This window comes from Pseudomonas sp. GW821-FHT03A09 (assembly GCF_059421065.1).
Map to the genome: position 1 here is coordinate 159,390 of NZ_JBWKUX010000008.1, position 12,560 is coordinate 171,949.

Sequence of the window (12,560 nt, forward strand, 5' to 3'; positions counted from 1 at the left end):
CCACAGGTTTACAGGTAAACTCCCCTCCTTTTCATCTATTCTACGGAGTTCGCCTTGCGTCTGTTTCACACCTCCGACTGGCACCTGGGCCAAAACCTCCACGGCCAGGAACGCGACTTCGAACACGCCTGTTTCCTTGAGTGGCTGCTGGGCCAATTAAAAGTCGATCTGCCGGATGTACTGCTGATCGCCGGCGATATCTTCGACACCGTCAACCCGCCGCTCAAGGCGCAGGAGCGGCTGTACGATTTCATCATCAGTGCCCACGAACAGAACCCCAAGCTGACGATTGTGATGATCGCCGGCAACCACGACTCCGGCTCCCGCATTGAATTGCCAGCGCCGCTGATGCGCCGCTTGCGCACGCACGCCTTGGGTCGCGTGCTGTGGCTGGATGACGGCCAGCTCGACGCCGAGCGCCTGCTGATCCCGTTGCCCGACGCCAAAGGCAAGATCGCCGCCTGGTGCCTGGCCCTGCCCTTCCTGCGCCCTGCCGAAGTGACCGGCGCCCAGTTGGGGGACGACTACCTGCGCGGTATCGGCCAGGTGCATGAACGGTTGATCGCCGCCGCCAACAGCAAACGCAAGAAAGGCCAGGCGCTGATTGCCATCAGCCACGCGCACATGGCCGGTGGTTCGGTGTCGGAAGACTCCGAACGCAGCCTGATCATCGGCAATGCCGAGGCGCTGCCGGCGAACCTGTTCGATAGAAGTGTCGCCTATGTCGCCCTCGGCCATTTGCACAAGCCGCAGCAAGTGAACGGCGAGGAACGCATTCGCTACAGTGGGTCACCGATTCCGCTGTCGTTTTCCGAAATTGGCTATAAGCACCAGATTCTCGACGTGATGTTCCAGGGTGAACGACTGGTGAGCGTCGAACCCCGTTTGATCCCTCGCTCGGTCGATCTTCACCGCCTGGACGCCGCGCCCCTGGCCGATATTCTCAAGCAACTGGCGGACCTGCCTGACATCGACCTGCTGGCCGAAACCCAGCGCCATCCCTGGTTGGAAGTGCGTGTGCGCCTTGACGAACCACAACCGGACCTGCGCCAGCAAATCGAAACCGCCCTGCAAGGCAAGGCCGTGCGCCTGGTGCGCATCGCTGCCGAATATGCGGGCAAAGGCAACCGCGAAGACAGCGATGAAGATCGCCTGATTGAACTCGACCAGCTCACGCCCCAGGAGTTGTTCAGCCGAGCCTGGCAGGACAGTTACGGCAGCGAAGTGGACGAACAGACCTTGAAGGATTTCGCCGTGCTGCTCCAGGAAGTGCAACAGGAGGACGAACAGCCATGAAGATCCTCGCCATCCGCCTGAAAAACCTCGCCTCCCTGGCCGGCCCGTTTGAAATCGACTTTACCGCCGAGCCCCTGGCCAGTGCCGGGTTGTTTGCAATCACCGGGCCGACGGGCGCGGGTAAAAGTACCTTGCTCGATGCGCTGTGCCTGGCGTTGTTTGGCGCAGTGCCACGCCTGGGTGATACCGGCCAGGCCAAAATGCCGGATGCCGACAGCGACATCTCCATCGGTGACCCGCGCACCCTGCTGCGACGCGGCACCGGCGGTGGTTATGCCGAGGTGGATTTCGTCGGTGTCAGCGGCCGCCGATACCGTGCGCGCTGGGAAGCCAATCGTGCCCGCGACAAAGCCAGCGGCAAGTTGCAGAACAGTCGGCAAAGCCTGATTGACCTGGACAGCGACCAACTGCTGGCCAGCCAGAAAACCGAATACAAAACCCAGCTGGAACTGGCCCTGGGCCTGAACTTTGAACAGTTCACCCGTGCGGTATTGCTGGCACAAAGCGAGTTCAGTGCGTTCCTCAAGGCCAACGACAACGAGCGCAGCGAACTGCTGGAAAAGCTCACCGATACCGCGCTCTACACCCAACTGGGCCGCCGTGCGTTCGACAAGGCCAAGGACACCAAGGAGGCCCACAAGCTGTTGCAGGACCAAGCCACCGGCGTGGTGCCATTAGCCCCTGAAGTACGGGCCGAACTCGACCAACAATTGACCGAGGCCCAGCAGCAACTCAAGACCCAGCAAGCCCAGCTCAAGCTGCTTGAGCAGCAGCACACCTGGCTCAAGGAGCTGCGCGAATGGCAGGAGCGCCAGCAGGCAGCGGCTGAACAGTTGCAGCAGGCCCAGCAGCAATGGAATGAACAGGCCCAGCAACGTGAGAATTTAAGCCGCCTGGATCAGTTGGCACCGCAACGCCATCATTTTGCCCGACAGGCCGAACTCGGCACCTTGCTGGCGCCCCTCGCCGTGCAGATTCAGCAGCACATCGAGCAACAAAGCACATTGCATAGCCGCCAGGAGCAGGCACAGCAGCAACAAGCAGCCGCGCAACTGGCGTTGACTGACGCCCTGAAACATCAGGCCGACGCCGTACCGTTGTTGCGCCAGGCCTTCGAAGAACAAAACACCCTCGCCCGCCTGAGCAAGGACGTCGCCAATCGCACCGAAGACCAGTACGTGCAGGAAACCGCCTGCACTGAGGGTCAGACCGCGCTGAATGGATTGCTGGAAAAACAGACCCAGGTAGGCGAACGCCTGCAACACTTGGCCGCCGAGCTTGAACGCAGCAGCGCCCTCGCACCGCTGAGTGATGCCTGGACCGCTTACCGCGACCGCCTGCAACAGCTGATGCTGATCGGCAACCGCCTGAACAAAGGCCAGGCCGAGCTGCCGCAGTTGGAACAGGGTGCCACCACCGCCGCCGCGCAGTTTGCCCAGCAGCGTGAGGCGTTGGACCTGTTGTATCAGGAAGCCGGTGCCGAGCCCCATGCCGTGGCCGAGCAGATCCAGTTGCTTGCCAGCCTGCTGCAGGATAATCGCAAGCAACAACGCGCCTTCGAAGACCTCACACGGCTGTGGGACAACCAGCAACAGCTGGATCAACAGAGCGATGCACTGACGCAAAAACTCGCCGATGCCCAACAACAGCGCGAGAAGCTGAACCACACCGGCCTACAAGCCAAGGCCGAACTCGCCGTGGCTGAGCATACCCTGACGGTGACCAAGCAATTGCTCGAACGCCAGCGTCTGGCCCGCAGTGCCAGCGTCGAGGAGTTGCGCGAGCAGTTACAGGATGACCAGCCGTGCCCGGTGTGTGGCAGCCATGAGCATCCCTACCACCAGCCTGAGGCGTTGCTGCAAAGTCTTGGCCGCCATGACGAAAACGAAGAGGCCACGGCGCAGAAAGCTGTCGACACCCTCAAGGAGACACTGACCGAGCTGCGTGGCGAAGTGGGTGGCTTGATCGCCCAGCAAAAGGAATTCCTGCAACAGCAGGAGCAGTTGGCCACGCAACAACTGGCACTGAAGCCCAGCCTTGCGGCGCATCCATTGTCCGCCTCGCTGTTCAATCAGGACACTGCACAACGTAGCGCCTGGCTGGCCCAACAACTCAACCAGCTCACGCAAAGCATCACCCAGGACGAACAACGCCAGGGCGCCCTGCTCAACCTGCAACACAATGCCGGGCGCCTGCAGCAGCAACTGCAAGCCGCCCAGGAGGCGAGCCAGCAAGCCCGCCAGTTGCTGGTGGACCAGCAACGCGAGCTGTCCAGCGACCGTGACCGGCTTGAAGAAGAACTCAGTGCCTTCGCCAGCGTGCTGCCTACCGCGACCCTGGAAGGTCTGCGCCGCGAGCCGGCCGCGACCTTTATGCAGTTGGACCAACAGGTCAGCCAGCGCCTTGAACAATTGGGTCATCAGCGCGATGAACAGGCCGAGCAGCAAGAACGTCGGCAAGCCATCGAAAAAGAACAAACCCATCAGCAACATCGCCAGCAACAACTGGACGTGCTGCATCAGCAGGTCACCGAGCTGGCCGCCCAGCAGCAAGCGTCCCAGGCAACACTCAGCGCGTTGTTGGGCGAGTCCCCTAGCGCCGAACAGTGGCAGCAACAGGTGGATCAGGCCGTCGCGCAATCCCGTCAGCACGAGGCCGACGCCAACCAACAACTGCAAGACATCCGCAACGCTTTGACTCAGTTGGCTGCCGACCTCAAGGCCCAGCAGGAACGCCAGCAAGCGCTGACCACCGAGCAACACACCCTCAGCGAGCGCTTGGGCGAATGGCGTGCGCTGCATCCTGAACTGGATGATGACGGCCTCACACGCTTGTTGGCATTCGATAGCAATGCGGTCAGCGTACTGCGCCAGCAGGTGCAACACAGCGAAAAAGCTGTCGAGCAGGCCAAGGTGCTGTTGCAGGAGCGCGAACAGCGTCTTGCCGAACACCAGGCCCAGCACAACGGCAATCTGGAAGCCGAGCAGTTGGACAGCACCCTCGCCGCCCTCAATCAGCAACTGGCCGAGGGCGAGAGGCACTGCGCGGAGCTGCGCGCACGGCAGGTCGAGGATCAGCGACGTCAGGACGCCAATCATGCGCTGGCCGAGCAAATCGCCCAGGCCTATGACGAATGGCAGCGCTGGGCGCGGTTGAATGCACTGATCGGCTCAGCCACCGGCGACACCTTCCGCAAGATCGCCCAGGCCTACAACCTCGACTTGCTGGTGCACCACGCCAACGTGCAATTGCGTCAACTGGTGCGCCGTTACCGTCTCAAGCGCGGCGGCAGCATGCTGGGGCTGTTGGTGATGGACACGGAAATGGGTGATGAGCTGCGCTCGGTGCACTCGTTGTCCGGGGGTGAGACGTTCCTGGTGTCATTGGCGCTAGCCTTGGGCCTGGCCTCGATGGCGTCCAGCACGTTGAAGATTGAGTCGCTATTTATCGACGAAGGCTTCGGCAGCCTTGATCCCGAGTCACTGCAACTGGCGATGGACGCGTTGGACGGTTTGCAGGCCCAGGGGCGCAAGGTGGCCGTGATTTCCCACGTACAGGAAATGCATGAGCGCATCCCGGTGCAGATCCAGGTCAAACGCCAGGGCAACGGCTTGAGCACCCTGGAGGTCAAGTGAGCGAGGCGTTGCTGTATTCGTTTCGGCGCTGCCCGTATGCGATGCGAGCGCGCCTGGCCTTGCGCTATTCAGGCGTGCCGGTGCAGATCGTCGAGGTCAGCCTCAAGGCCAAGCCGGCCGAGATGCTGGCCCTGTCGCCCAAGGGCACGGTGCCGGTCTTGAGCGCGGAGGGTCGTGTGATCGAGGAAAGCCTGGAGATCATGCAATGGGCGCTGACGCAGCACGACCCTGATGATTGGCTGCTGCAAGGTGATCCAGCGGTGCTGGCGCTGGTTGCCGAGAATGACCAGGTGTTCAAACATCACTTGAATCGATACAAGTACGCCGAACGCTATCCGGAGCACCCGATGGAACATTATCGGGCCGAGGGCGAGGTGTTCTTGCAGAAGCTGGAGGGTTTGTTGGCAGAACGGGATTACCTGATGGCCGACCACCTGACCCTGGCGGATGCTGCACTGGCGCCGTTTGTGCGTCAGTTTGCCCATGTGGATCGAGTGTGGTTTGCCGGTACGTCGTATAAGCGGTTGCAGGTTTGGCTTCAGCACTTTCTAGATTCAGCGCTGTTCATCGCGGTGATGGCCAAAGCTTGAGCCCAACACAATCAAATGTGGGAGCTGGCTTGCCTGCGATGCTGACGACTCGATCCAACTGATACACCGAGTTGATTTCATCGCAGGCAAGCCAGCTCCCACATTTGACCGTCACTCAGCTCAAGCTCACTGCTGAGTCTTGTGATCCAGTGCGGCATAGAAGTTGGCGCTCTGTTGCAGGTATTTCTGGGTGTAGGCAGTGGTGCTGGATTTTTTGCCGGTGACTTCCACGCTGGCGGCAGCAGGCAGGGCCACGGTGGCGGAAACAGCAGAAGCGGCGATGATCGAGAAGAGATTGAAGTTCATGGCGGTAACCCTTGTGTTCGTTTGGTTAGGTGGCCTGGGAAGACCTTGGAACCAAACTTACGCCCGAGGGTTGAACCTTAAAAATGCTTTGAAACAGTAGCCGCTATTAATCGAATTAATAGAAAGGGTCAGGCCCCGCCGTACGGGGCCTGTGGCTTATTGACGCACTAGGAACTTGAGGTCGCTGGGGGCATCGATCGGCAATTTTTGCACGGTTTTGCCCAGCAAGCCGGTCTTGGGATCACGTTCGACCACCACGATTTCGTTGCTTTTCTGGTTGGCGATCAGCAGGAACTTGCCGCTCGGGTCCAGGCTGAACTCCCGCGGGTGGTCGCCTTCCACGGAACGGCGCTGGATTTCCTTGAGGTGCGCAGTGGCCGGGTCAATGCTGAACACCAGCATCTGGTTGGCGGTACCACGATTGCTCACGTACAGGAACTTACCATCGCTGGACGCATGCAACGCCGCGCCGGCCTTGTCGGACACCGGTTGCCCGGCAGCGAAATCCACCAGTTGGGTCTGGCTGAGCTTGCCATCGTTGTAGTCGAACACAGCGACCTGGGCGCTCATCTCGGTGGTCAACCAAGCGTGTTTGCCATCGGCGCTGAACAGCAAATGACGCGGACCGCTGCCCGGTGGCAATGGCACCGAGGCCGGATTGGCCGCAGTCAACGGCAGCTCATGGTTAGCCTTGGGGTCGTAATGGTAGGCAAACACCTTGTCCGCCCCCAGGTCTTGAACGAACACGTACTTGCCGTCCGGCGACGACACCACCGAATGCACGTGGTTGGATGCCTGGCGCTCAGGGTTCACGCGGCTGGCTGGGTGCGCGCTCAATTGCACCGGGGCCGACAATTTGCCGGTGGCGTCCACCGGCAGGACCGCCAGGCTGCCGCCCGGGTCTTCCAGTACCGAATAGTTGGCGACGAACAGGTAACGCCCATCGGCGGCCACGCTGGAATGGGTCGGCTCGTTGCCCAGGCTCTGTACCTGGTTGATCAGGGTGAGCTGATGACTTTGCGGGTCGATGCTATAGCTGCTGACACGACCGACCGGGTCTTTCTGGCCTGGTCCGTTCTCATTGACCACGAACAGGTGTTTCTGGTCCTTGGAGATCGTCAGCCAGGACGGGTTGGCCGTCTTGGCCGCCAATACCGGCTTGCCGCTGAACTGGCCGGTACGGCTGTCAAACTGCAGGCGGTAGATCCCCTCGCTGGTACCGGCTGTATAGCTGCCGACCAACAGTTCATAGGTATCGGCGGGCGCGGCTTGCACCGACATTGCACCGACACTGCCCGCCATCAGCAGGGGCCAGAATTTACGCATCATCATCCGCTTCATCCTCGTCGTTATTGTTGCCGGTGAAGGCGCTCAAGCAGATCAAGCGGTGCTCGCCCGAATCACCGGTAAGGGTCCAGCTTTGCAAGGTGTCGTCGAAGGTGGCTGCTTGAACCTGTTCCAGGCTGAAGCTCCAACGTTTTTCAGCACGGCCGTCCATGGCGATGATCAGCAGCTTCTGCTCATCGAGGCTGAACTCGAAAGCGTGCAGCCCATCGATTTCCAGCATATCGCTGGTGGCAAGGACGGAGGTCAGGGTGTCGGCAGTCATGGCAGTCAATCATCTTCGGGAAAGCGCCAATGATAGCCCACGCTGGAACAGATAGGTTGAACGCAGGACCCAATGTGTGCGGGCTTGTGTGGGAGCCGGGCTTGCCCGCGATGCAGGCACCTCGGTGGGTTAGTCGCACCGCGGTGATGCCATCGCAGCGGTGCGACGATTCGACAAGCCAGCTCCCACACAAGCTAGCTCCCACAAGTTGAATCAGTGAGCGAACAGTGAGTTACCCTTCTGCCCCGCCAGTTTCTCAGGCTTGATCAGGAACCGTGCCAGCGCCGGCAGCAGCCACAGCGCGCCGAACATGTTCCACAACAGCATGAAGGTGAGCATCAGGCCCATGTCGGCCTGGAACTTGATGGCCGAGAAGATCCAGGTGCACACGCCAATCGCCAGGCACAGGCCGGTGAACAGCACCGCTTTACCGGTGGACTTGAGCGTCTGGTAGTACGCCTCTTGCAATGGCAGGCCAGCGCGCAGGAAGCTTTCCAAACGGCTGTAGATGTAGATGCCGTAGTCCACGCCGATCCCCACGCCCAATGCCACCACCGGCAGGGTCGCGACCTTGACGCCTATCCCCATGAACGCCATCAGCGCGTTACCCAGCACCGAGGTCAGCACCAGCGGCAGCACGATGCACAAGGTCGCTGCCCACGAGCGGAAGGTGATCATGCACATGGTGGCCACGCACAGGTACACCAGGATCAGGATGGTCAGTTCCGACTCCTTGATCACCTCGTTGGTGGCCGCCTCGATCCCGGCGTTACCGGCGGCGAGGATGAACTCCAGGCCGTCCTTGTTGTTTTCCTTGGCGAAGTCCTGCACCGCGTGCACCGCACGGTCGAGGGTCTCGGCCTTGTGGTCGTTGAGGAACACCAGCACCGGGGCAAGCGAACAGTTGTTGTTGTACAGGCCATCGGCACGGGCGATGGAGTTGTTCAGCACGTCGGGGTTGCGCGACAGGGTTTCCCATTTCAGGTTGCCCTCGTTCATACCCTTGATCATCTGCTTGGAGACAGTGACCAGCGAGATCGCCGACTGCACGCCTTCGGTGTTCTGCATCTTCCACATCAACTGATCGATGGGAGCCATGGCTTCATAGCGCGAGCAGCCTTCAGCCTTGGTCTTGACCATCACCACCAGCACATCGGAGCTGGTGGAGTAGTTGCTGATGATGAAGTTGTTGTCCTTGTTGTAGCGCGAGTCCGGACGCAGTTCCGGCGCCCCCTGGTCCAAGTCGCCGATCTTCAGGTTCTGGCTGTACCAGAGACCGCCACCAAAGGCGACCAGCGCGAGCAGGATCGACACCGGCGCGACTTTGGCGCTGGCAAAGTTCGACAACAGGCGCCAGAACGAGTGTTCGCGATTCGCGTCTTTCTTGCTCTTGGCGATGGCGCGCTTGCTGATGCCGACATAGGAAATCGCCACCGGCAGCAGGATCAGGTTAGTGAACACGATCACCGCCACGCCGATGGACGCGCCGATGGCCAGCTCACGGATCACGCCGATATCGATGATCAGCAACGTAATGAAGCCCACGGCGTCGGCAAGAATCGCGATCATCCCCGGCAAGAACAGTTGCCGGAATGTGCGGCGCGCCGCCGTCAGAGCGTTGTCAGCCTCACTGGATTGCAGGGCGATGCCGTTGATCTTCTGCACGCCGTGGGAAATACCGATGGCGAAAATCAGGAACGGCACCAGCATCGAATACGGATCGAGGCCGAAACCGAAAAAATGCATCAACCCCAGTTGCCAGATCACCGCCACCAACGTCGTGCTCAACACTGCGATGGTGCTACGCAGGCAGTTGGTGAACCACAGCAGCAGAATCAGGGTGATGACGAACGCGACGCCGAAGAACATCACCACCATCACTAAACCATCGATCAAGTCGCCGACCTTCTTGGCGAAACCGACGATATGAATCTTGACGTTAGGGTTCTGCGCTTCGAATTTATCGCGGATCTTGTCTTCAAGTTCATGGGAGAACTTGCGGTAGTCCAGGGCCAGCAGCTTGCCCTGGTCCTGCGGGTCCGGGTAAGACTCCAGCAATGGGATATCGACGATGCTCGACTTGAAGTCATTAGACACCAGGCGCCCGACCTGGCCGGACTTGAGCACGTTATTGCGCAACTGATCGAGGCTTTCCGGTGAGCCGTTGTAGCTCTGTGGGATCACTTCACCGCCGGCAAAACCTTCTTCGGTCACTTCGGTCCAGCGCACGCTGGGGCTCCACAGTGACTTCAGGCCCGAGCGGTCGACGCCGGAGATGTAGAACACCTCGTCGTTGATCTGACGCAGGGTCTCCATGTATTCCTTAGTGAAGATGTCACCGTCCTTGGCTTCCACCGATATCCGCACCGTGTTGCCCAGGTTGGCCAGGTCATTGCGGTGCTCCATCATCTTTTCGATGAAGGGGTGCTTGAGGGGGATCATCTTTTCAAAGCTGGTGGACGGGCGAATCAAGGTCGCCTGCCAGAACAGGAAGATACTCACCAGCAGGCAGATCACGATCACTGCCGGGCGGTTGTTGAAGATCAGGCGCTCAAGAAGGGTCGCTTTATCGTTGTGATGACTGCTCATTCTTTCCCCGCCCTTATTATTGTTTTACGAGTTCTGCGCCAGTCGGCGTAGCAACACGAACGCCACCCTGCCCAGCCAGAATCAAGTTGCCATTGCCTGCTGCCGTGACAGACGACAGCGAAATGCGATCCGGACGGTTGAACACACTGAAGGTCACCCCGTCGTCATGGCTGACCACCACGCTGCCACCGTTGCCGACCACGACGATGGCGCCGCCATCCAGCAACGTAGCGCCCGACAGTCCGAACTCCAACGCCCCACGCGCTGCGTTCAACTCCACCTGCTCCCAGGTGCTGCCGAAATCCACAGAGCGGTACAGGTTGCCACGCAGGCCATAGACCAACAGGGTTTGCGGCTGGGCAGTACCGATCACGCCAAACAGCGATCCCTCATAAGGGCCTTCAAGTTTTTCCCAGGTCTGACCGTCGTCGCGGGAGCGGAACATGCTGCCCTGTTCACCGACGATGAACAGGCCGGCGTCCTTGATGTGGGCGATGGCGTTGAGGTGGTATTGGTCTTCGTTGTCGAGGCGGTCGCTGACGTCTTCCCAGGTCTTGCCGCCGTCGTTGGTTTCGATCAACGCACCGTAGGCACCGACGGCCAGGCCGTGGCTGGTGTCTTTGAACCAGACATCAAGCAGCGGCGCTTCGCGTTTGAGGTCTTGATATTGCTGGGCCCAGGTGGCGCCGCCGTCGGTGCTGGCAAGAATCTGCGCATCATGGCCTACCGCCCAACCTTGCTTGTCATCGACGAAAAATACTGCAGTAAGCAGCTGCCGGGTGGGGACCTTGGCTTGGGTCCAGGTGCTGCCCTGATCATCGGAATAGAGGATGTGCCCACGGTCACCGACCGCCACCAGGCGTTTGCCGGCATGTACCACATCGATCATGAGGCCCTTGGAGGCCCTGGGGGATTCAATCGCAAACACCGCGGCGGCGGGGGTATCGCTGGCGGCGTGGACGGCAGTCGGCAACGCGACGGCTCCAAACAGCGAGAGCGCTGTGGCCAGCATCGCAACCCTGCGTGCGGCGCGTGGGCGGCAAACAACCCAACCCATGACAGGCTCACTCATAGACCTTTCTCCCATTTATTATTGTTAGGGGCTTTCCTCGGCGCTGAAACCTGCAATCTAGAGCGTCTGGCGGAAGCAGGGGCCATCCTATCGGGCTTTCGAATCGTCTGACAATCGGCGCTACGTTATCTTTTGTTAACTGATGGCATTTGGCATTGCCCTGAATATCGCTGCATTACCCTGACTGATTAATGAATTTTTATTCCACCTATTGAATTTTGGGAATATTTATTCCATTAATGCCATTCCTGAAAACAATAATCCAAAGGACCACGGCTATGCGTGAACTCGGAATCGGCTTGATCGGCACAGGCTTCATGGGCCGCGCCCATGCATTGGCGTTCAACAATGCCCGTGCGGTATTCGAATTACCGGTCACCCTCAAGCTGGCCGCCCTGGCCGATGCCGACACCGAACGCGCACAGCGCTGCGCCACCGCCTGGGGGTTTGCCCAGGCCCATGGCGACTGGCAGGCGTTGATCAATGACCCCAAGGTCGATGTGGTGGCCATCACCACCCCCAATCATCTGCACTACCCCATGGCCATGGCCGCCATTGCGGCGGGCAAGGCGGTGTACTGCGAGAAACCCCTGGCCGTGAGCCTAGAGCAGGCCGATGCCATGCGCCGCGCGGCCAGCACCGCCGGGGTCGTGACACGAGTCGGCTACAACTACCAGCACAACCCGATGATCAGCTTGGCGCGGCAGATGATTGCCAATGGCGAATTGGGCGAGATCATCAGCTTCCAGGGCGAGTTCAGCGAAGACTTCATGGCCGACCCCGCCTCACCCTGGTCATGGCGCTGCGAAGTCGCCCATGCCGGCGGTACGCTGGCTGACTTGGGCAGCCACCTGCTGTCGATGGCGCATTACCTGGTGGGCGATGTGGTCAGCGTGTGCGCCGATACCCACACCGTGCACGCCCGACGCCCTGCCGCACCCGGCAGCAGCGAGCTGAAAACCATCGAGGTAGACGACCAGGTGCACGCCCTGCTGCGTTTCGCCAACGGCGCACGTGGCACGGTGAGCAGCAGTTGGCTCAAGCATGGCTATAAGAACCACCTGAGCTTTGAGATCAGCGGGACTAAAGGCACGTTGGCCTTCGACCAGGAACGCTTGAATGAACTTCGCCTGTGCCGTGTCGGCCAGGACGGTTTCCAACGCCTGCTGGCCGGCCCCGCCCTGCCCGGCTACGCGGCGTTCAGCCCGGCGGCGGGGCATCAGTTGGGCTACAACGAATTGAAGACGTTGGAGGTGCAGGAGTTGATCATGGCCATGGCGGGTCAAGGCGCGGATGGCACTGACTTCGAAGCGGCATGGGCGGTGGAGCGGTTGGCGACGGCGATTCGTGTGGCTGCCCGTGAAGAACGCTGGGTAACAGTAAACGCTCTCTAAACCACACCACCGAACCCTGTGGGAGCTGGCTTGCCTGCGATGGCGGTGTGACTGATACACCGCTATCGC

General features: G+C 60.3%; 9 protein-coding genes. 4 read left to right on the forward strand and 5 right to left on the reverse strand.

Going from position 1 to position 12,560, the window contains the following annotated elements; genetic code table 11:
* The first annotated feature begins 54 nt into the window (after window positions 1-54).
* From AC07V4_RS16610 to AC07V4_RS16620, 3 genes are read left to right on the forward strand one after another with little or no spacing between them, the layout of a single operon-like run.
* Entirely contained in the window at window positions 55-1,296 is a 1,242-nt protein-coding gene (locus tag AC07V4_RS16610; RefSeq protein ID WP_492637504.1) for an exonuclease SbcCD subunit D C-terminal domain-containing protein, read from the forward strand.
* Window positions 1,293-4,931: an AAA family ATPase gene (locus AC07V4_RS16615; RefSeq protein WP_492637505.1), complete on the forward strand. Its 3,639-nt coding sequence runs from the start codon at window positions 1,293-1,295 to the stop codon at window positions 4,929-4,931. The genes AC07V4_RS16610 and AC07V4_RS16615 overlap by 4 nt, the downstream gene beginning before the upstream one ends.
* Window positions 4,928-5,521, forward strand: coding sequence for a glutathione S-transferase (locus AC07V4_RS16620; RefSeq protein ID WP_492637506.1), 594 nt, complete (start codon window positions 4,928-4,930; stop codon window positions 5,519-5,521). Before AC07V4_RS16615 ends, AC07V4_RS16620 begins: the two co-directional genes overlap by 4 nt.
* A gap of 126 nt (window positions 5,522-5,647) precedes the next feature.
* Here AC07V4_RS16620 and AC07V4_RS16625 read toward each other — a convergent pair whose 3' ends face one another.
* The 5 genes from AC07V4_RS16625 to AC07V4_RS16645 all read right to left on the reverse strand — a co-directional run bounded on the left by AC07V4_RS16625 (window position 5,648) and on the right by AC07V4_RS16645 (window position 11,082).
* The gene (locus tag AC07V4_RS16625; protein WP_431751267.1) at window positions 5,648-5,827 is read right to left on the reverse strand and encodes a hypothetical protein; all 180 of its coding nucleotides are present in this window, start codon (window positions 5,825-5,827) and stop codon (window positions 5,648-5,650) included.
* Between the two features lie 156 nt (window positions 5,828-5,983).
* The gene (locus AC07V4_RS16630; protein WP_492637507.1) at window positions 5,984-7,159 is read right to left on the reverse strand and encodes a lactonase family protein; all 1,176 of its coding nucleotides are present in this window, start codon (window positions 7,157-7,159) and stop codon (window positions 5,984-5,986) included.
* Window positions 7,146-7,436, reverse strand: coding sequence for a DUF5629 family protein (locus AC07V4_RS16635; RefSeq protein WP_431751893.1), 291 nt, complete (start codon window positions 7,434-7,436; stop codon window positions 7,146-7,148). The genes AC07V4_RS16630 and AC07V4_RS16635 overlap by 14 nt, the downstream gene beginning before the upstream one ends.
* A 213-nt stretch (window positions 7,437-7,649) precedes the next feature.
* Window positions 7,650-10,025, reverse strand: a complete 2,376-nt coding sequence (locus tag AC07V4_RS16640; RefSeq protein WP_492637508.1) for an efflux RND transporter permease subunit — start codon at window positions 10,023-10,025, stop codon at window positions 7,650-7,652.
* A gap of 16 nt (window positions 10,026-10,041) precedes the next feature.
* On the reverse strand, window positions 10,042-11,082 hold the full coding sequence (locus AC07V4_RS16645; RefSeq protein WP_492637599.1) for a WD40/YVTN/BNR-like repeat-containing protein: 1,041 nt from the start codon (window positions 11,080-11,082) through the stop codon (window positions 10,042-10,044).
* Window positions 11,083-11,375: 293 nt separating this feature from the next.
* Between AC07V4_RS16645 and AC07V4_RS16650 the strand changes: the two genes are divergently transcribed.
* Entirely contained in the window at window positions 11,376-12,491 is a 1,116-nt protein-coding gene (locus tag AC07V4_RS16650) for a Gfo/Idh/MocA family protein (protein WP_492637509.1), read from the forward strand.
* Window positions 12,492-12,560 lie beyond the last annotated feature (69 nt).